Annotated in this window: 20 protein-coding genes; 5 read left to right on the top strand and 15 right to left on the bottom strand. The window is 39.7% G+C overall.

Annotated elements, in window-relative coordinates; genetic code table 11:
* Positions 1-550: 550 nt before the first annotated feature.
* Positions 551-1,708 (bottom strand): serine hydrolase domain-containing protein, encoded by a 1,158-nt coding sequence (locus ACSLUH_RS01865; protein ID WP_448563998.1) that lies wholly within the window; start codon positions 1,706-1,708, stop codon positions 551-553.
* Between the two features lie 144 nt (positions 1,709-1,852).
* On the opposite strand from ACSLUH_RS01865, the gene ACSLUH_RS01860 reads away from it, so the two are divergent.
* Complete coding sequence (locus ACSLUH_RS01860; protein WP_448563996.1) at positions 1,853-2,617, top strand: hypothetical protein; 765 nt, start codon at positions 1,853-1,855, stop codon at positions 2,615-2,617.
* 404 nt (positions 2,618-3,021) lie between these two features.
* On the opposite strand, the gene ACSLUH_RS01855 is transcribed toward ACSLUH_RS01860, so the two are convergent.
* The 4 genes from ACSLUH_RS01855 to ACSLUH_RS01840 all read right to left on the bottom strand — a co-directional run bounded on the left by ACSLUH_RS01855 (position 3,022) and on the right by ACSLUH_RS01840 (position 6,184).
* Positions 3,022-3,696: an NAD(P)-dependent alcohol dehydrogenase gene (locus ACSLUH_RS01855; RefSeq protein ID WP_448563994.1), complete on the bottom strand. Its 675-nt coding sequence runs from the start codon at positions 3,694-3,696 to the stop codon at positions 3,022-3,024.
* Positions 3,656-3,982 (bottom strand): alcohol dehydrogenase catalytic domain-containing protein, encoded by a 327-nt coding sequence (locus ACSLUH_RS01850; protein ID WP_448563992.1) that lies wholly within the window; start codon positions 3,980-3,982, stop codon positions 3,656-3,658. The genes ACSLUH_RS01855 and ACSLUH_RS01850 overlap by 41 nt, the downstream gene beginning before the upstream one ends.
* Positions 3,983-4,036: 54 nt before the next feature.
* Entirely contained in the window at positions 4,037-4,711 is a 675-nt protein-coding gene (locus ACSLUH_RS01845; protein WP_448563990.1) for a DUF4386 domain-containing protein, read from the bottom strand.
* Positions 4,712-4,834: 123 nt separating this feature from the next.
* A complete protein-coding gene (locus tag ACSLUH_RS01840) occupies positions 4,835-6,184 on the bottom strand; it encodes a sensor histidine kinase (RefSeq protein WP_448563988.1) in 1,350 nt (449 codons plus the stop codon).
* A 268-nt stretch (positions 6,185-6,452) separates the two neighbouring features.
* Here ACSLUH_RS01840 and ACSLUH_RS01835 point away from each other — a divergent pair, with 268 nt between their 5' ends.
* Complete coding sequence (locus ACSLUH_RS01835) at positions 6,453-7,130, top strand: winged helix-turn-helix domain-containing protein (protein ID WP_448563986.1); 678 nt, start codon at positions 6,453-6,455, stop codon at positions 7,128-7,130.
* A gap of 246 nt (positions 7,131-7,376) precedes the next feature.
* Here the strand turns inward: ACSLUH_RS01835 and ACSLUH_RS01830 are convergent, their stop codons facing one another.
* Positions 7,377-8,543, bottom strand: coding sequence for a methyl-accepting chemotaxis protein (locus tag ACSLUH_RS01830; protein ID WP_448563984.1), 1,167 nt, complete (start codon positions 8,541-8,543; stop codon positions 7,377-7,379).
* A gap of 130 nt (positions 8,544-8,673) precedes the next feature.
* Between ACSLUH_RS01830 and ACSLUH_RS01825 the strand changes: the two genes are divergently transcribed.
* Positions 8,674-8,895, top strand: coding sequence for a DUF2897 family protein (locus ACSLUH_RS01825; RefSeq protein WP_448563982.1), 222 nt, complete (start codon positions 8,674-8,676; stop codon positions 8,893-8,895).
* Positions 8,892-9,317: a GNAT family N-acetyltransferase gene (locus ACSLUH_RS01820; RefSeq protein ID WP_448563980.1), complete on the top strand. Its 426-nt coding sequence runs from the start codon at positions 8,892-8,894 to the stop codon at positions 9,315-9,317. The genes ACSLUH_RS01825 and ACSLUH_RS01820 overlap by 4 nt, the downstream gene beginning before the upstream one ends.
* A 179-nt stretch (positions 9,318-9,496) precedes the next feature.
* On the opposite strand, the gene makE is transcribed toward ACSLUH_RS01820, so the two are convergent.
* The 6 genes from makE to ppiC form a co-directional block, all read right to left on the bottom strand.
* The gene (makE, locus tag ACSLUH_RS01815) at positions 9,497-10,558 is read right to left on the bottom strand and encodes an alpha-pore-forming cytotoxin subunit MakE (protein WP_448563978.1); all 1,062 of its coding nucleotides are present in this window, start codon (positions 10,556-10,558) and stop codon (positions 9,497-9,499) included.
* Between the two features lie 64 nt (positions 10,559-10,622).
* Positions 10,623-11,732, bottom strand: a complete 1,110-nt coding sequence (makA, locus tag ACSLUH_RS01810; protein WP_448563976.1) for an alpha-pore-forming cytotoxin MakA — start codon at positions 11,730-11,732, stop codon at positions 10,623-10,625.
* Positions 11,733-11,744: 12 nt separating this feature from the next.
* Positions 11,745-12,809, bottom strand: a complete 1,065-nt coding sequence (gene makB, locus ACSLUH_RS01805; protein ID WP_448563974.1) for an alpha-pore-forming cytotoxin subunit MakB — start codon at positions 12,807-12,809, stop codon at positions 11,745-11,747.
* An 11-nt stretch (positions 12,810-12,820) separates the two neighbouring features.
* Positions 12,821-13,216: an alpha-pore-forming tripartite toxin MakABE regulator gene (makC, locus tag ACSLUH_RS01800; protein WP_448563972.1), complete on the bottom strand. Its 396-nt coding sequence runs from the start codon at positions 13,214-13,216 to the stop codon at positions 12,821-12,823.
* Positions 13,217-13,241: 25 nt separating this feature from the next.
* Positions 13,242-13,625 carry an alpha-pore-forming tripartite toxin MakABE regulator gene (gene makC, locus ACSLUH_RS01795; protein ID WP_448563970.1) on the bottom strand — a complete coding sequence of 128 codons (384 nt, stop codon included), beginning with the start codon at positions 13,623-13,625 and terminating at the stop codon, positions 13,242-13,244.
* Between the two features lie 550 nt (positions 13,626-14,175).
* The gene (gene ppiC / locus ACSLUH_RS01790; RefSeq protein ID WP_448563968.1) at positions 14,176-14,454 is read right to left on the bottom strand and encodes a peptidylprolyl isomerase PpiC; all 279 of its coding nucleotides are present in this window, start codon (positions 14,452-14,454) and stop codon (positions 14,176-14,178) included.
* Positions 14,455-14,559: 105 nt separating this feature from the next.
* On the opposite strand from ppiC, the gene can reads away from it, so the two are divergent.
* The gene (gene can / locus ACSLUH_RS01785; RefSeq protein WP_448563966.1) at positions 14,560-15,180 is read left to right on the top strand and encodes a carbonate dehydratase; all 621 of its coding nucleotides are present in this window, start codon (positions 14,560-14,562) and stop codon (positions 15,178-15,180) included.
* A gap of 12 nt (positions 15,181-15,192) precedes the next feature.
* On the opposite strand, the gene ACSLUH_RS01780 is transcribed toward can, so the two are convergent.
* The 3 genes from ACSLUH_RS01780 to ACSLUH_RS01770 form a co-directional block, all read right to left on the bottom strand.
* A complete protein-coding gene (locus ACSLUH_RS01780) occupies positions 15,193-15,564 on the bottom strand; it encodes a hypothetical protein (RefSeq protein WP_448563964.1) in 372 nt (123 codons plus the stop codon).
* A 103-nt stretch (positions 15,565-15,667) separates the two neighbouring features.
* Complete coding sequence (hppD, locus tag ACSLUH_RS01775) at positions 15,668-16,711, bottom strand: 4-hydroxyphenylpyruvate dioxygenase (protein WP_448563962.1); 1,044 nt, start codon at positions 16,709-16,711, stop codon at positions 15,668-15,670.
* Between the two features lie 461 nt (positions 16,712-17,172).
* Positions 17,173-18,924, bottom strand: coding sequence for a DEAD/DEAH box helicase (locus ACSLUH_RS01770; protein WP_448563960.1), 1,752 nt, complete (start codon positions 18,922-18,924; stop codon positions 17,173-17,175).
* Between the last annotated feature and the right edge of the window lie 95 nt (positions 18,925-19,019).

Genomic DNA, 19,019 nt, shown 5'->3' with positions numbered 1-19,019 from the left:
TGCTGTGACATCCCAAGTTACTCCAATCTTAACAGGCTTGTCCGCTACAGAATCAAATGAGAAGAAAAAAAGACAAAGTACGAATAAAACTTTTTGATGATACATAAACCTTCCTTGTATGCCTAACAATTTAATAGTGCGCAAATCGCGCATATTTCTACCACGCAATAGCTCACTTTTCTGATTACTACGTTTTTATCAAATTAGCTAACCTTTTGCTAGCTAATAAAATATTTTTAAATTGGCAAAGTGGCCTGAGAACAAATATGCGCAAATTGCTCATTTTCCTGAATATGTTGGAAGTTCATCAACCTGAAAATAAAAACAGTGTAGAGATAAGAAATATAATGCCTGTTCTTCGCTCTTCATAGCCAATAGCATTATTAAATTCAGAGGGTTACGTCCATTGAGTGATCTTACAGTCAGAAGCGAACTTTACAGCTTCAAAAAATCTAACCTCGCTCGCCTGCTTTTTCATCAAAGCTTACGGTTGAATCATGATATGTGATGACAACTTTCGTAACATTACACCGCTATAAGATCTGCGTTATCAATTGATTTCAGGTTCGACCAGACTTGCTTCATCTGTTTGGTTGTTTTGAATGACACTCTCGATTGTATTTACAATTTTTTGCGACCTGTAAAAATTAGATGAGTTATCTAGGACTATTACAGCGCTGCGACTCTCTGGATATCGAGCAATGTATGTATTTGAGCCAAGCCACCCGCCGGTGTGCCAATGGCATTTTGGCGCTAAGAACCAGCCGAATCCATAGTCTGATTGGGTTCTGTCGTTCAAGAATGGGCGTTTAAACGCTTCTTGAAGTAGCGCATCAGATATTAGTGAATTACCGTACCAGAATTGATCCCAGATAACGAAGTCATTGAGACTGCAGAAAACCGCTCCATCTCCTGTCACGCCATCTATCCAAGGAATTTTGTGAGCAAGCCTCTTTTTGAATAACAACAGGAAGTCGCAGGCTTGATTAGAAGAGCGCTCACCAGATAGTAGGTTCCAAACGCGGGTATCATTCATACCAAGTGGCTTAAACACCTCTTCTGACATGAATTTCTCAAAGCTCATGCCCGAAACGGCCTCAACGATTGCCGCAAGCAACACGTAGTTGGTATTGCTGTATTCCATAATATCACCGGGCTGGTATGTTAATTTAGAATAACGTTTTATCAACTCGACGACCATTGAGTTAGTCAGCACGGCCCCAGTGCCTTTGCGGTGTTGTTTCGCTAATTTCATGTACTCATCTGGAATTCCAGATGTCTGGTTGAGCAAGTGGCGAATGGTTACCTTCTTAAAATTGAATCCATCAATATGCACTGCTATTGGATCATCAAGCCTCAGCAGTCCCTTCTCGGCTAAGCGAAGAACACCTGCGGCTGTAAATTGTTTTGAAACAGATGCCAGTTGAAAAGCAGAGTGCTCGTTCAGCTGCTGGGTAGCAAATTGGTCAGTAAACCCGCAAGTTTTAGAAAGTAGAACCTTTCCGTTTCGAATAATGAGCACTCCACCATTGAACTTGTACTTATCAAATAGTTTTTCAAGCCAGCTATCCAAGGCTGCTATTCGCTCTGTTTCACTTGCATCTGAATCTACGGCGATTGGATCAACTTGGAGCCAAGTGTAGATATGATATAGGACTCCGCACGCAATAATCGCCAGCCCGATTAATATCAATGCAGCAATTGACATATCTGGCGACCTCCTGAAATGACATTATTATTCATTGTTCTTCGACTACCGTGTAACCATTTCTTTATTAAAACCATTTTAATTGATTGAAATGAACTCTAATAGCCATTAACCAAAGGTATCTATTTGTGATACCCTAGCAAAATGAATGAGTATCAAAATAAAGTAACATCCTGTATTAGGCTGGTTAAAGAGCAAGTTAAAGCTAAGCCACTTAATTATCAAACCATAGCTGATAGACTAAACATTTCGTTGTTAACCGTTAAAAGGCAACTCAATAGTGAAGATATCTCGATGTCTAAATTGCTTGCCATCTGTGACGCAGCAGAAATTAATTTTTCCGAGATTTGGCAAACTGTCGATGAAACAGAGGCAACTCACACAATCATTAGTGATGAGCAAGATAATGCTTTCTATAAAAACCCCCATTTATTTAGTTTCTTCATGGAGTTATTTCAACAAAAAAGAACGCCGGAAGAAATAAAGCAACAATGGGGGCTTACGCCTGCGTCATTACATTTATACCTTAGAAAGCTAGAGACTCTCGATTTAATAAGAGTTTCAGCTCAACAAAAAATTAGTTTTAGGGTGAGTGAACCATTAGGGTTTGGTTCAGAAAGTAAAGTAATTCATAAGGAAGTCGCCAACCAGCTAAAGCGGATAAGTGAACTTTATGGCTCTGATGAGGAGCAAAGTGAATTAATGATTGCCAAGCCATTAACGCTGAGCGTTGAATTGCGAGAAAAAATGTATCAGGAATTGTGTGAAATTATCTCTCGGTATGCTCAATTATCAGAAAAATACTTTATCCAATCAGCACTTCCTGTATTCAATTTAGCGATATGTAGTTACCTAGCAGGAGATGCTGAGAATACAGCTGATATTATTAACGTCTCTCATTTTAAATAATAGTGTTCATACATATTCAATAAATCGGCAAGTTGCTTCCCAAAATATTGCTTACTGGCTGCTTTGAAGGTGGAGGAGTCCATCAAATCCTTAATACTGACCGTCCTTTTTTCGCTGTAAGGTCTACTAATGAAGCCCAAGTCTATTCAGCTAAATGGTATGTGAGAAATGAATGTTAAAAAGAGAACATCCTAAACACTAGAATCTTTAGACAAAGCGCCTGTGACTATCATAAAGCAGGGGCAAACGCCCAGCCCACCAAAATGACAAAACGCATCTTTAAACCTTGCCTTTCGAGCCACGCCATAAAAATTGCCTCTTTTTCCACGAGATGGAAACCTGAAACCGACACAAAAAATTCTGCACTATATTTCCATTTATTAATGGAAATCCTAAGTTAGACACTAATGTCTAATTACCACCTTGCCAACGGATGTGTTTGACTCATAATATTTGAATGCCTCAACAAGCTCTGTAAATGGAAAGACTCTATCTATTACGGGTTTTGATCCACAGGCATCTAATGTTGACTCCAGCTCAACTAAATCATTGCTACTAACAGTTACTCCCAACAGATACATTCTCTTGCTTGAAAAAAGGGAAATTAAACCACCGATGAAGACGGTTTGAAAGATGCGTTTCATGGAACCACCAACGACAACGAAACGCCCATTAGGTTTGAGCTTTTTTTGGTAATCGAATACAGATCTATGCATAGCCAAATCCAAAATAAAATCATACTTGGTTTCACATTTGCTAAAATCGTAACTTCGAAAATCGATTACGTGATCTGCCCCCATTTGTCGCATAAATGAAAGCTTAGACGTTGTATCAACCGCTGTAACTTCAGAGCCTAGAAATTTAGCCATTTGAATCGCGAATGAACCTGCGCCCCCGCCACCTCCATTAATTAAGACCTTTTGCCCTTTCGTTATTCTGCCTTCTTTAATACCTTTTAAGGCGATCACACCCGCTTGCGGTAAAGACGCTGCCTGTTGAAAGTTCATTCCAGAAGGCATATGCTTAATTCCTTTTACTTTAGCGCAGACGTAGTCTGCAAAGCCCCCCCCATTGGCCATATATATCTCCATAAACATGGTCGCCAACCTCGAAGCCTTTAACATTTTCCCCCTTCGCGCATACCGTTCCAGCAATGTCAGAACCGAGAACTTTAAATCTTGGCCTAAACGGTCCCATTAACCTGATTATCGCTGGCTGTGCAGACAGCATTTCCTTGTCCGATGCATTAATCGAAGAAGCTTCAACCTTTATCAGTAACTCATCAGGCTTGGGCTTTGGTGTATTCAATTCACTCTTAAAGAGAGCCCTAGCGTCACCGTATCTATTGTATTGAAATGCTTGCATACGTACTCCCAGTAAAGTGTTTTTTTAATCTTGCTTCCTCAAAAACAAAGTAAACTATGTCTCGGTACTTTCCACAGGATAAAATCCTTTTGTCATTAACCATGCCCCGAGAAATAATTCGTTTGCGGACATTGGTAGAAAGAGCGCTAAGATCATCGGGTTTTCCACGCCGCTCAAAATCAATAATAAGCCTGTAATCATTAGCGTTGCTGCGATACCTCCCCACCAAGAGATAAATGAAGGGATCAATTTTGATTTGTAGAACATAAAATAAAAAGCAATTCCACCAAATCCCAAGATTATCGCCATAATAAGAAATCCGAAATGGATGGACTTTGTTAAAATAACAATCGCTGCTTGATATGCTGTTCCATCTGAAAGTCCTGAATCAATATATGATTTGCCAAGCTCATATGCCGACATTATTGCAATACAACTTATTGCAATTAAAACACATTCAATAGCGCGTATGGAAACATACCAACACGCAAGCCGTTCACTAAACGGTTTAAATACCGGATAAACGAGTATGCCGATGCCCAAAACTCCTAAACCGGTAATGAGTTGCAAAATAGTTGAGACAAAAACTAAGTTAGCATTTTCTGCGATATCCGATAAAAAATTCTCTGACGCAAGTAATGGAGCAACCATTTGGGTGCCTGCCATGTAGGTCACTGTAGTTGCTATAAACAAAAAGCCTATTAACTTGGCTGTAAGGTTGTTGGACATTGTACTTCCCAATTAAATCTATTTTGAGATATTTTAAGACGAGCGGCCTTTCCAAAAGCTTTTCAAAAAATTACCGTTTCGTAATGTTTGTAAAAAGCAGCAAACTTAAAGAAGAAAAAACATCTAAACTGGAAGTGTAATCGAAACCTTTAGTCCAGGATTCTGTGTATTAAAAGCAATTTTACCTTTGTGAAGTGTCACTACTGCTGATACTAGGCTAAGACCTAGACCGTTTCCGGGTTGGTTGCGGCTTTTCTCAACACGATAAAACCGCTTTGTCAGGTTTTGCAATTCGTCGGAATCCACACCTATACCATTGTCGATAACGTTTAGTGTGACATGATCTTTTTCCAAAAAAGTGCTTATCGTAATTTCACCACCTTCCTGTGTATATTTAATGGAATTGTCAACAATATTGGCCAAAGCTTGAAAAAGTAAATCTCTGTCCGCTGGAATTGTTATTGATTCGGAATAAGATGTTAGTGACTGATGTTTTTGGGAGGACAATGGTTCATAAAATTCGATAACATCATTAATCAACTCGTCTAGATTAACTCCATCCCTTATATTATGCCTGTTTCCGGATTCTATATTGGTAATACTTAATAAGGCGTTAAAAATGTTAAGGAGGTTACCTGACTCTTTTTTCAAGGCTTCAATTAAAAGTAATTGTTCTCTAGTACCCCCAGACTCGAAATCTAAAGAATCTATACGATGGCGAATTCTGGTTAACGGAGTCCTCAAGTCGTGGGCAATATTGTCAGACACGACTCTAATTTCATGAATTAATGTCTCAATTTTTTCAAACATATAATTTAATGAATTCACTAACTCTGTTACCTCAATAGTGGACGAGTTTGCTTTTATTCGCGCAGATACATCGCCAGTTGCAATAACCGATTTAGCGACTTCGTTAATTGAGGCAATATTTTTAATAAACCTAAAACCCAAAAATGCACAGAATAAACTAGCCGCTCCCAACACCGAGAAAAAGATCAGAAACATTTTCTCCAAAGCAATTCGTTGTATCTCAAATTCAGTGACATCTTGAGCTACATGTATGATGTTTTCTCCTGAAAGTATTTTTGATTTATAAAAGAAATACTTCTCATTAACTTGTTTATTTTCTGAGGTTATTGAAAACTGACCGATCTCTGTTTGAATTGGAAGCGGTAGTGGCACGTTTTTTAAATTCTCAGAGATTGACAGAATTTCACCTGACTTTGAAACTAACAAGTGTCCAGACTCAAGGCTGGCTTCAGATACTATTTCTTTAAAGTTAGGTAGGCCTTCTAGCTCGTATTTATCGCTATAAGCAGCAACTAAAACATCTAACGAATTAACAATATGCTCTTCTCTTGCTGATTTACCCGGAAAATATAGTAAGTTAATCACTAGCATTAGAGAGATCAAAGCGCAGAAGATAACGAGTGCTAAGACTAAATATTTGATTGATATTTGTAATTTGAACATGATATTCGATTAAACACTCCACCCAAACAAAGAACGAAATTCTCTTCAGCACTCCCGCCATGACGTTCAAATTGTAGCTAAATTGTCGCAATGCAAACATTACCAAATGGTCATAATTAGGAAATGTTATTTTCAGGCTACCCCGTTACAATTTGAAATTCATGTTTCAGCAGAGTCATTTTGGTTTCTTTTAGCTTAGTAAATTAATGCCGTTAATGGTAAATTGAAAGAGCTCGTTGAATTAGTGCTCACAAATTAAAAGCTACTTATGAAAATACTTGTTATAGAAGATGATATAGAAGTATCTAATTACATTGCTAAAGGCCTAGTTGAGTCTGGCTATGTAGTTGATCAAGCATTTTCAGGAACAGACGGACTTTATATGGCCACAAGTGAATCTTATGACCTACTTATTGTAGACCGTATGATACCAAAATTAGACGGCCTAAATGTCATTAGATCTGTTCGCGCAGCAAGTATTGAAACACCAATAATAGTTTTGAGTGCGCTTGGAGCTGTAACGGACCGCGTTGAAGGGCTCAATAGTGGAGGAGACGATTACTTAACCAAACCGTTCGCATTTATAGAACTGAAAGCTAGGATTGATGCTTTGTCTAGAAGAAGTGAAAAAGGATATGCTGATAATAACGTTCTAGAAGTTTCTGACTTAAAAATGGACATGCTGTCACGAAAAGTAACTCGTGCCGACAAAATAATTTCTCTTCAACCACGGGAGTTTCGTCTGTTGGCATATTTGGTAAAACATAAAGGGCAAGTGTTAACAAGAACAATGCTATTGGAAAATGTTTGGGATTATCGGTTTGATCCACAGACTAACGTAATCGACGTACACATAAGTCGACTAAGAAACAAAATTGACAAGGATTTTGATAAAGGCTTGCTTATTACCGTGAGAGGTGCAGGCTATATGATTGTGGCCAATTAGCTGTGAAGACGCTTTTTTAAATACTCCAAGAAGCGACACACTAGGGTCTGTCAGCCCCGCTTCAATGTCTATAATCGAGAAAAAGTCTCTTTAACCTGAATGTCCGAAAAGGTGTGTCGGCAGATCTTCACTTAGCTAAGGCTAAACGAGGCTAAGTCGCTCATAACTATCAGTCAGATAAACTCCAAATCCAATCAACTAAACAGTCTGTCAGCGATGACTGTTAAAGAGAGAACATCCTAAACACTATACACAGATACGTTTAATATTATTATCGACTTCTTCAGCGACAGCTTTTTGGCGTTCAGCATGCTCGGCGACAATATTCAATCCTTCGGTAATATCGCCACTGTTAGAAACAATTTCAGCCATATTGTCGTTTATTGATGCGGTAGATTGCTGCTGTTGCTCAGTACCATCAGCGATTTGAGAAGTTAACTGGTTTACCTCGGTAAATACTTGCCCTATTTTCGAGAGCGCGCTAACCACTTCTTCAGAATGGGTTAAACTTTCTTGCGTTAAGGTTTGCCCTTTGGCAATGGCATTAACCGCATTATTTGATTTTGCTTGTAAGCCCTCAACCATCGATTGGATTTCTACGGTTGATTCTTGCGTACGATACGCCAAAGCTCGAACTTCATCAGCCACAACCGCAAACCCTCGGCCCTGCTCACCCGCTCGCGCCGCTTCAATGGCAGCATTTAATGCTAACAAGTTGGTTTGATCGGCAATGCCACGAATAACATCAAGAACCGATCCTATTTTCGACGCTTCTTCTTGTAAAAGTGCTAAGTCATTAACCATAGTGTCTACTTCACGAGCAAACTCAGCTATCGTCCGTTGGCTAGTATTTGAGGCGTTAGTCCCTTGTGATAAGACTTCAATCACTTGTTCTGCTGTTTCGCTCACTTGTGCTGCACTTTGGCTAAGGCCTGCTGATGTAGATGCGACTTGATCAATAGAATTTGCCATTAACGATATTTGCTCTGATGAGGCATCCACCGAAATTACCGAATCACTAATTTGACTGGTTAGCGCCGACGCCCCCTGTCTGAGCATCTCGGACTCTTCTTTTACTTTACTAACGACGTCTGCTAAGTCGGTGATAAAGGCACTTAATTTCGTGGCAATATGGGCTAACTCATCATTTCCTTCATCCACGAGCGGCCCTTGGGGTGCCTGATCGACACTAATGACCAAATCAATATATTGCTCAATATTGTCAAGCCGAGTTATTAATTCCCGCTGCATCCATAAAAAGCTCGCTATGAGTTGCGCACCAGCCGTTAATACGATGGCAATAATAACTGTTGACTTAACTGCACTATCAGCAAAAGTTGCTGTTAAGATAATCGCAAATACCGCAACGATTAAGGTTGGTAAAAGCAAGCGCACGCTTAAACGCTGAAACATAAGAACCCCATCACAATGACAATAAAAAAGTGAATGGAAATAAATTACAGGTAAAATTCATCAATAGCTATAGTTTTTATCTAAAAGATACTGAATAATGACAATCACTTAGCTTAAAGAGTTTATTGATATGTTGATCATTAAAGTTGTCATAATATTGTTAGCCATTGGGCTTATCGCTGGCGCTGTTTTATTGTTAAAGCAATCTGCCAAGAAATTTAAACTCGATGATGAACAACTCAAAAGAATAAAGCAGCGCAATCTCGAGCTTGAGCGAGAAGAAACAAAAGAAGATTTAAATGACGACTTAAAAGACGATAAACAAAGTAAAAAAGAATCACCCGAAAAATGACCATACTGACTTTTGAAACCACTAAAGATTTAACGCAATCGGCTAAATTAACCTTAGAAAACATGCAAGAGTATTATCAACAATATCGGGTTGATTGGCAGGTAGAGAAAGTTACAGAGCAAATCAGTACCTTAAATAATTGGGATATCTTACTAGATGGGAACGTCATCGGGGCGATTCGCTTAGCGTTTGAAGATAATCACTGTTACTTAAGAGATTTGCAAGTTGTTGCTGATTGTCAAAATCAAGGCTTTGGTAAGCAAGCGCTAGATTATGTGATAACTCAAGCGAAAGCACATAAAAAGAGCAAGCTAACATTGCGCGTTTTCAAAATAAGTCCTGCCATCCACCTTTATCAACGAAACCATTTCGCTATCACCGACGAAGATGAAAAGTTTTACTACATGGAGCGAGATATTTAATTAACTACCGTTGGTTAATTACTAGACAAAAACTGTTACCCTACATCACGGTTGCTACAATTATTATAAGCTAGGGCTGACGGGATTATGGGAGTTTTAAGTATTCTCAGCTTTAAAGACAAGAAACACCACAACGAGGCGATATTTCTTATCTATTCAAGCATGCTAATCAGCCTGCCCTATTGAATTTGCTTACGCGTAATTGACGGCTGAGCATTAGTTAATGAAGAGGCTACTTCTTCAATATCTTGCCACTCGTTACACGCCGACATATACCAGACTTTTTGAATAATCACTTGCTCTGACGTGGTCGCTTTTTGCAAACTATCAACAACATTGGCGGTTTCATTGTATAAACTGCCCACAGTTGTTTGAAGAGCCTCTAGCGAACGCGAAATATCACTGCAATTTTCATTCACCAAGCCAACACTGAGCAGAAGCGCATTTAGTGATGCTATTTGTTGTTGATCTTGACTCAGTAGTTTTTGATCTTGATGAATTTTATCAACAGCAGTTTGTATATCGCCTTGCAACGCCGATACTTCACTTTCAGCCTCGACAATAGAGCTGACACCAAAACCTGCTAATATTAATGACCCACCTAAGGTAAACGGCGCCAAAGCGACACCAAATATGGTTTCAAAAATACCACGCTTGCGTTTAGATTTTGCTTTGGCAATTGCTTTTTTGAATTCGGCTATCTGTTGCTTAATAAGCGCTATTTGTTGGTTGGTCGCCGATATTTCTGCTTCAATTTGCGTTTCTTGTTGCTGAATTTTGGCAATCGTGTTTTGCAGGTCTTCATGAGCATCTTCAATTTTTACCGCCCAAGTATTCAGGTTATCATCATAACGACTAATACTGGTGCTTAGCCCTTGAATCGGCACTTGAATAGTTTGGAGTAGCTGAATAAGCTGGTTAAGTTTGTCTTGGCTAAACGCTGCCTCGAGCTCACTAAATAATGTGTTAACTTGCGATTGCGTTGTCTTAAACGATGTCGCTATATTAACGATTGCTGAAACGATGTCTGTTGAAAAATATAAGTTTCCACTTAAGCGCCATTGGCGGACAAGCTTTTGCACGGCATCAAGATTTTGCTCTATCTGCTCGTACCATTGGCCGGCACTTCCCTTGTCAATGTAGGTTTCTACAACACCTTGGCAAGACGAGTTAAGTAATACCATTGCGCCAATTGACTGAGGGATCTCGGTTGTTAATTGTTCACTGGCTGACGTTGTCATAGGAATATTCCAATTACGAATACGGATAAAAAAGGGAGCATTACGCTCCCAGTTAAGTGTAGTGTTAAGCCGCTACAGGTTGCTCTGGCGCAACCGATTTAGTTTCAATGGTAACCGTAGCACTGGATAGTTGCTTAGCTAGTTCCACTGCATCATCCCACTCATTTTTAGCCGCATCAGACATTACTTTTTCCATAATAATGCTTTCCATAGAAGCGCCATCATTTAACTTATTGACAACGTCATCTAATTCATTACCAAAAACCGTCCATGTGGTTTCAAAATCTGAAAGCACCGAAGTAGAAGTTTCAATCGCTGATACCACAGCATTACTGGCTGTCGACAAGCCTTGTAGCGCGACAATTTGCTGTTCATCTTCAGATTTTTCTTTCTGCTCTTCGGCGATTTTATCGTAGTCATCATTAATTTGATGTTGAATGACGCCCCAAGTGACAGCACCGCCAATAATCGCAGCGGCACCCACCACAGCAACACCACCAGCGACTACTGCAGCAGTACCCGCGGTAGCTACCGTTAACGCCACCCCTGCAACCAACATAAAGATACCAACGCCAACAGCCACTTGTGCATAAACAAGGTTTTTGTTTAACTCTTTAATGGCATCTCGATTATTTTTAATGGCATTATTCATGTTCTCGATATCGGTTTGTAAATCAATGATGGTTTTTTGAATGTTAGCGGCTCCTTGCTCTAAGTCATCATGCGCCTTTTGCATTTTTGCCCCCCAAGCCGATAGCTCTGCGCCCATTGACTTGATCGTACTTTCAATGCCTTTTACCTGCGAGCTTAACGCCGTTAATATTTGCGCCGCTTCTTTAACCGTCGCATTGTCTTTACCGCTAGCGGTTGGGTCTTGTTGGTAAAGTTGATGGACAGCATCAATTGACGCTTGAAAAGTAGAGTCAAAGTTAATCACACTTGACGGGATTGAGGCAGAAACTTTTGGCCCGAGTGTATCTACCCACTCTTTTGCAACGAGTTTTGCGGCATCTAATTTTGTATTTAAATCATCAAACCAATCTGGCTTATTCGTTGGCGGAACAAACTGTGTATTTAGTATTGCATGACATTGCGCTGTGATAACCGTGGTTGCCAAAAATGCTGACTGGGTAGATTGTTGGGTTGGATTTAATTGCGTTGTATCGTTTGACATAATGTATTTCCTTTACTGTTGTTTGATTGTGTTATCAAGAGTGTTAATCAGAACTGGCGTTCCATATTCAGGCGGTAGGCTAATTTGCTTGGCAAAATCAGCAATCGTTTGCCATGAGGCCGCAGCAACTTCAATGGTCTGTAAGTCATAAAGAAGCGCAGGATCTGAGCCACTTTCTAAGGCATTGATCAACTCAGTGACTTTATCAAGTTCATCTTGCCATAGCAGTGCCAAGGCCGGCAGGTTATCGTCAATACTGAGAAACTGTTCACTCATATTGGTTAATACTTGAATTGTCGCTTTAGTGATCGCTGCAGCTTGTGCGGCTTCGGTCGCTTCATTCTGTAATTTAGTTAATTGGTCTAAATCATGCTGTATTTCTTGTGCTTTGCTAATGGTATCGTAAGCACTGTAACCAATGGTAAACAAAGCCCCGGCAAATGATAAAAATGGCACAGAGGATACTGTTCCCATCACCACACCATAAGCAATTGTTACCGTACTTTGAATGTAAGCCTTACCTGCTCTTATTTGAGCCGATGAAACATTGGCACCCAAGCTTTCAATATTTGCTGTCAATGAGCCAATTTGATTAGCGATTTTTACCATTACTTGTTCTTCGTCTGAGAGCGCTGTCCACCCTTCCTGCACGCTCTCATTGATTAACGACTCGACATCTTTCGCTTGGCCATAAGCATGAGTAAATGTTTGTTGAGCGTTGGTGGCGATTGCAACATTACTTGCGAGCGTGGTTCTTAATGGGGTTAAAAACGCTAACCACTGTTGAGCACTACTAATTGCTTTTCTGTTACTGGCCACAGCTGCGAGAGTCGACTGATAATTAATAAATGACGTAATAATGTCAGCGAACATTTTAGGTTTCTGATCGACAAATTCATTCATCACATTCTTCAGAGCACTACTTCTGCTGCGCACAGATGTCAGCCAATCAGGGTCTTCTGCAACATGACCAATAACGAGTGAATTGCATGTCGCATCATAACTACTAATGTTGATGAAATCGCTGTAGACATCAGTAAGCATGTTTATCGCGGTATCTATATTTGGACTAAGCATAACAATTATCCTTAAACCGAAATCACTAAATAAGGGTCAAAGGTTAATTGCGCGCCATCGATTGCTAGCGTTGCATTGTACTGTTGGGTGCTTGCTTGCCCTTGAGCTTCAACTCGCGCTTCCCAGTAGTAATCCCCACTCATTCCTTGCCTTTGGGGTACACATACCTTGTCATTAATCATTTGACCATTAAACTCAACGATACTGACTTCGTTGTCTTGTGAGATTGGCACTACTCGCCAACAAATCAGCTGCCCATCTTTACAAGCAGTTTTTAATTCAGCTTGGCCTTCATTCCCAGATCCCATATATTTATTGGTATCAACCAAGTAAATATTACTTTGAAGGTCTCTACTAGCGAGTGCGGCTGATGCATCAACAACCATTAGTACTTCTACTTTTTTCATTGGTAACTCCTTGTATATTGCTAATTTATTGAACTTCCATATAAGGTGAGAAGTTCATGTTTTTGCCATTTATGGATAAAGAGATTGTGTACGGATATCGACCAGAAGCGCCGCGAGTTTGGATCTGCCCCTCCCATGCATCTTCGTCAACACTTTGAGGTTTGCAAACAGACTGATTAACCATGTCGCCAGTAAAGCCGGTGATTGTCACCTCATCGTCGGGGGAAATAGCACAGCTACTCCAAGCGATAAATTGCCCATCTTCCGTTACCGTGTGAAGCTGGCAAGTACCTTCTTGCCATGAACCGAGCCATTGGTTGCTATCAACCATGTAAACGTTTGACGCTAAATTATTGGATGCAAGCGCTCCTGCCGAGTCAACGACAATAAGTATTTCAATTTTTTTCATGCTAGTTCCCGCTAATAAACGTTAAGAGGATTCGTTGAGGTATAGGCTGAATTTTACATGCAGATGTCATGAGTAATATCCCTATTAATAACCAAGAGTACAGCACTGATTTCCTTGAGCTGTAGCGCTTTGCTTTGAAACGACTAATTAAAATATAGAAGGTAATTTCAGATGTGCAAATTAAAAATGAGAAATATTTATTACAAAACTATTACATGATAAAAACAATAGTGAACTTGCTGATATGATTAAAATTCTTGGTAAAGGTGATAATCAAAGCAAGGGCTGAGCTAACAAATTATCGTTTTTTGTTATATTGTTATTGGTTTTGTAGTTTGCCTATTTCTCTATAAATATTTCTTTATTTCGAAAGAGCAGGATTAAGGTAAAAGCAGTAAAAGCTTTAGCGAGGTAACCTGAAATAATCAGTAATGCAAAAACTATCGCTGCTAGTTGAATTTGAGATTAGCCCTTGCAAGTAACGTCTGTTTTTATTTTTTAGTTGTTCAACTAAATTTACTGTAAAGCAAGAATGAACTAATACACGCAATTAATTGCGATAGATGGTTTGAATTAAATGATAGCCAAAGCGCGTTTTAACGGGCCCATGTACTTTTAATACTTCTTTTTTAAACACCACATCGTCAAAGGCTTTAACCATCTGACCTCGACGAAATTCGCCTAAATCACCACCTTTTTTACCCGATGGACACGTTGAAAACTTTTTGGCAAGCTGACCAAAGTCTTCACCATTAGCTAACTTTTCCTTAAGTTGTAATGCTTGCTTTTGAGTTTTAACCAAAATATGTCGCGCACATGCTGTTGCCATGAGAAAACCCTTATAAATCGTTTGCGTTAATAGTGAGAACAATAGAGAATAGCTCGTTAAATTATATACTTTCACAACAGCGATGTGAAAACTTATAGGTACGCCATGTCTTCTATCGATCATTTATTCCAGCGAAATTTGTCTTGGGCCAATAATATCACCGAAAAAGATCCAAACTTTTTTGAAGCCTTATCTAGACAACAAACACCGGAATATTTGTGGATTGGTTGCTCTGATTCTCGCGTCCCGGCAAATGAATTGATTGGTATGTTACCCGGCGAAGTATTTGTACATCGCAATATCGCCAATCAAGTGATACATACTGATCTCAATTGCTTATCAGTACTTCAATACGCAGTAGAAATTCTAAAAGTAAAACATGTCATCGTGTGTGGACATTACGGCTGTGGCGGCGTGCAAGCAGCGTTAGACACAAAAAGCTATGGCTTAATTGATAATTGGCTACGCCATATTGAAGATGTTCACCGCTTTCATCATGAGCGATTTGCTGAAATTACCGATCCACAAGAGCGTGTTAATACCTTATGTGAGCTTAACGTTATCGAACAAGTGCACAACGTCTGTAAAACCACTATTTTGAGCAACGCATGGAAAGCAAGGCAAGATATTACCGTACATGGTTTTGTCTATAACTTGCATGACGGTATTTTACGTGACATGAAAGTGTCTTCTGGATTAGCGCAATTCGATAACCGTAGAAAATAATGTTAGTAATTGCTACGTAAAAACAGCGTAATAAAATAATCCAGCCCCAAGCAATACCGACAACAAGCCGATATAACGAAAGTGTTCACCTATATTGGCGGTCAATCGTGCAAATTTACGATGGCGCTGTTCGCCGATGACAATGAGCAATACACCAACAAAGCACAATAGTAACCCTAAGCCTGTCATGAGTAACGGATAGCCACTTTGCTCGGCAAACCACCATAGTAAGCCGCCAACCAAAAGACGCGAACTGATCTCAAATCGATGAAACCAAGGCTTGTCACTAAACACGACAATATGGTTAGCAAAACGAATAGGACTAATCGTCATCAGTAAGCCCAAAGAAGCCATACCTATGCCAAAAAGCATTAAAACAAACACGATGATCCTTTATATCGTTTCAGGACAACTATCATAGCTTAATATTAAAAAAAAACCGAAGCATCTAGCTTCGGTTTTAATTATTTAGTCATGCGGTGTTAGTTTACAACACGCCTCGCTCAATTTGATTCAATTCGATAGACTTAAACAATGCAGTGAAGTTACCTTCACCAAAGCCTTTATCGTCAACACGTTGGATCATCTCGATAAAGATTGGGCCAAAGATGTTCTTCGTGAAGATTTGTAGCAAATAAGAGTTTTCTTTTTGGCTATCAACCAAAATTTGGTGCTCTTGAATGCGCTTGTGATCTTCTTTAACCCATGGGATACGCTTAAATACGTCGTCATAATACTCAGGAACAATGTCTAAAGTATCAATGATATCTTTATCCAACTGGTCTAAAGAACCGACTAAGTCGTCAGTAATAAACGCTAAATGTTGAACGCCTGGGCCATTGTATTCTTCTAGATACTCATCAATCTGGTTGTTGTTTGTGCCTTTACCTTCGTTAATTGGAATTGAGAAGGTGCCACAAGGAGATTGCAACGCATATGAAATCAACGCTGATTTTTCACCTTTGATGTCAAAATAACGTACTTCAGTAAACCCAAATACGTCTTTGTAGAAGTTAGCCCAATGCTCCATAGTGCCTTGATAGACATTGTTGGTTAAATGGTCAACCGCTTTAAAACCTTTATCGTCAACAATAACTGGATCGGCTAAGTCTTCAAAATCATCTTCATAGATAGAACCTTTAGCACCAAACTTGTCGATGAAATAAATTAAGCTATCACCAATACCGTAAATCGCTGGGTAAGGTAATTTATTTTCTGCATCTTGTGCTGATTTAGCACCACGGGCCACTGCTTGCTCATACGCAAACTCAGCATCTTCTACACGCCAGCCCATTGAACAAATGGCGGGGCCATGGCTCTTAGCAAATTCGCGAGAAAAACCAGCTTGCTCATTGTTTAATAAAAAGTGAATATCGTTCTGATTAAAGTACTCAATGTCACGTCCTTTGAACTTTTTGATTTTCGAGAAACCAAAACCGTAAAACGCTTTTTCCATGAAATCTGAATCTGGTGTTGCGTATTCAGTAAACTCAATGCCGCGTAATTTTAGTGGGTTGTTAACTTCAGTCATAACTATCTCTCTACTAGCTTTAATGTCGCTATTATTACCAGCTTGCAGACAGAGAGAAAGCTTGATCAAGATCAATATTTTTGAGTGGCGTAACAATAATTGTACGTTGATTTTTTTAATAAACAGATTTTTATCAAGCTAGCCCAGACAGGGGCTAGCTTAGAGGTGTATAAATATAATTACACCTATTTTAGCCCTTAGAATTTATGTTGCATTTTGCTCAATTTTCTCATGCATCAATATCGGTTTTTATTACATCAATTGCCGAATATTGAACATGAACGATACGTTTCGTTCAATGCCTTGTCGCTGAAGATAACGTTGTTTTTATACATTCAATGTTATAAAACTGCGCTTTGGCAATATAACAGTCGTCGATAAATTGCTCGCTAGAATCTATTAGTAAGATTTGAGCGCAAAAAAAAAGGCGCCATCGGCGCCTTTCATCACATTAATTCAAGTTAGCTCACTTTACGAGGTCTATCACTGCGCTTTTTTGCGCGACGCTCTGTTGGAATAAAGCCATCAGATACTGATATCTCAAGCGCCTGACGACGAACTTTCACGCGTTTTAACTGCTTGAACGATTTATCTGGCATACCTTTTGGTAATTGAACAAAGCTATGGCGTTCATGTAAATTGATCGCGCCGATGTAGCTACTATCCAGTGATATTTCATTGGCAATCGCGCCTACAATATCACCTGGCTTCGCGCCATGCTCTTTACCGACTTCTAAACGATAAGTCTGCCAATCAACATCTGTTCTTACCGGTTTTGCTTTGCGTGGTGCACGATCGTTACGTTCACCGCGCTCACCTCTTGCAGAGCGCTCACCACGACGTCCTCTATCATCACGTTCTCGCGCTTCTTTACGCGGTTTCGGATCTTCTTTTGGTTGCAATGGCTGCTTCAATTGTTTTTGGTACAACAAGGCTGCAGCAAGATCGGTCATTGATAATTCTGCTTCATTAGCCATTTGCTCAATAATTTCGCGCATATTGGTTAAGTCTTTTTCACTTACCAGTGACATTAGCTCTTCACGAGTGCGCTTAATACGTGCTTGTCCAATTTCTTGAATGCTAGGCAATTCGTACGTGTTAATCACCCCAGATGTTAATCGCTCATAATGACGTAACGAATACATCTCACGAGGTCTAACAAACGAAATAGAAATACCTTCTCTACCCGCTCGACCAGTTCGACCGATACGGTGAACATAAGCTTCGTTATCACCTGGTAAATCGTAATTGATAACTAAAGAAATGCGAGGAATATCTAAACCACGAGCAACAACATCTGTTGCGACAAGAATAGACGATTTTCCTGATTTAATTTGATCAACAGTACGCTCGCGCTGTGCTTGGTTCATATCACCATTTAATGCAATCGCACTGTAGCCGGCACGCTCTAATTTTTCAGCAACTTCAACAGTATCATTACGAGTACGTACGAAAATGATCATCGCATCGTAATCTTCAGTTTCAGCAATACGCTCTAACGCAGTAATTTTATTAATACCACTTACTTTCCAAGCATACTGGGTAATGTTCGCTTTTTCTTTTTTGACCGCAGCAATTTTCACATGAACGGGGTCTTTCAAGAATCGATTGGCAACTTTACGAATTTGAGCCGGCATGGTCGCTGAAAATAACGCCATTTGCGTTGCTTCAGGTAAGTGCTCTAAGATCCATTCAATATCTTCTAAAAAGCCCATGTTTAACATTTCGTCGGCTTCATCAAGCACACAAAACGATAAATGCTCAAGCTTTAAGCTCTTACGACGTAAATGATCCATTAAGCGGCCAGGTGTTCCAACCACAACTTGAGCTCCGCGCTCGAGTTGTTGGAATTGAGGACCATACGATTGGCCACCATACAAAGTCGCTACTTTTAAACCTTTAATATTTTGTGCAAAAGATTCTAATGCTTCAGCCACTTGAATCGCCAACTCACGCGTTGGAGCTAAAACCATCAACTGAGGTTTTTTAATGCTGACATCAATTGAAGCAAGTGCTGGTAAACCAAATGCCGCTGTTTTACCGGTACCCGTTTGTGCTTCACCTAAAACGTCAGCACCAGCCAATAATGGCGGAATCGTTTGCGCTTGAATAGGAGTTGCAGAGGTAAAACCTAGGTTACTTAGAGCGGATAACAAGTTTTCAGGCAAGCCAAGGGTATCAAAGCCAGTAATGGCATTGTTAATATCTATCATAAATTTTGTCTTCTCAAGGCAGGCAGTTTGGCAATACTTCGCCGTTACCTACGTACATTTAACGAGGAAACCACCAAGAAGACTTCAGGCACATT

Source organism: Thalassotalea ganghwensis (assembly GCF_053485795.1).
The sequence above is the reverse complement of the archived record's forward strand: the minus strand, read 5'-3'. Positions and strand labels throughout refer to the sequence as shown.

What these genes read in the sequence shown, in the direction of transcription:
- ACSLUH_RS01865 (WP_448563998.1), bottom strand. Translation starts at nt 1,708, where the DNA reads ATGTCAATTGCTGCATTGATATTAATCGGGCTGGCGATTATTGCGTGC.
- ACSLUH_RS01860 (WP_448563996.1), top strand. Translation starts at nt 1,853, where the DNA reads ATGAATGAGTATCAAAATAAAGTAACATCCTGTATTAGGCTGGTTAAA.
- ACSLUH_RS01855 (WP_448563994.1), bottom strand. Translation starts at nt 3,696, where the DNA reads ATGGCCAATGGGGGGGGCTTTGCAGACTACGTCTGCGCTAAAGTAAAA.
- ACSLUH_RS01850 (WP_448563992.1), bottom strand. Translation starts at nt 3,982, where the DNA reads ATGCAAGCATTTCAATACAATAGATACGGTGACGCTAGGGCTCTCTTT.
- ACSLUH_RS01845 (WP_448563990.1), bottom strand. Translation starts at nt 4,711, where the DNA reads ATGTCCAACAACCTTACAGCCAAGTTAATAGGCTTTTTGTTTATAGCA.
- ACSLUH_RS01840 (WP_448563988.1), bottom strand. Translation starts at nt 6,184, where the DNA reads ATGTTCAAATTACAAATATCAATCAAATATTTAGTCTTAGCACTCGTT.
- ACSLUH_RS01835 (WP_448563986.1), top strand. Translation starts at nt 6,453, where the DNA reads ATGAAAATACTTGTTATAGAAGATGATATAGAAGTATCTAATTACATT.
- ACSLUH_RS01830 (WP_448563984.1), bottom strand. Translation starts at nt 8,543, where the DNA reads ATGTTTCAGCGTTTAAGCGTGCGCTTGCTTTTACCAACCTTAATCGTT.
- ACSLUH_RS01825 (WP_448563982.1), top strand. Translation starts at nt 8,674, where the DNA reads ATGTTGATCATTAAAGTTGTCATAATATTGTTAGCCATTGGGCTTATC.
- ACSLUH_RS01820 (WP_448563980.1), top strand. Translation starts at nt 8,892, where the DNA reads ATGACCATACTGACTTTTGAAACCACTAAAGATTTAACGCAATCGGCT.
- makE (WP_448563978.1), bottom strand. Translation starts at nt 10,558, where the DNA reads ATGACAACGTCAGCCAGTGAACAATTAACAACCGAGATCCCTCAGTCA.
- makA (WP_448563976.1), bottom strand. Translation starts at nt 11,732, where the DNA reads ATGTCAAACGATACAACGCAATTAAATCCAACCCAACAATCTACCCAG.
- makB (WP_448563974.1), bottom strand. Translation starts at nt 12,809, where the DNA reads ATGCTTAGTCCAAATATAGATACCGCGATAAACATGCTTACTGATGTC.
- makC (WP_448563972.1), bottom strand. Translation starts at nt 13,216, where the DNA reads ATGAAAAAAGTAGAAGTACTAATGGTTGTTGATGCATCAGCCGCACTC.
- makC (WP_448563970.1), bottom strand. Translation starts at nt 13,625, where the DNA reads ATGAAAAAAATTGAAATACTTATTGTCGTTGACTCGGCAGGAGCGCTT.
- ppiC (WP_448563968.1), bottom strand. Translation starts at nt 14,454, where the DNA reads ATGGCAACAGCATGTGCGCGACATATTTTGGTTAAAACTCAAAAGCAA.
- can (WP_448563966.1), top strand. Translation starts at nt 14,560, where the DNA reads ATGTCTTCTATCGATCATTTATTCCAGCGAAATTTGTCTTGGGCCAAT.
- hppD (WP_448563962.1), bottom strand. Translation starts at nt 16,711, where the DNA reads ATGACTGAAGTTAACAACCCACTAAAATTACGCGGCATTGAGTTTACT.
- ACSLUH_RS01770 (WP_448563960.1), bottom strand. Translation starts at nt 18,924, where the DNA reads ATGATAGATATTAACAATGCCATTACTGGCTTTGATACCCTTGGCTTG.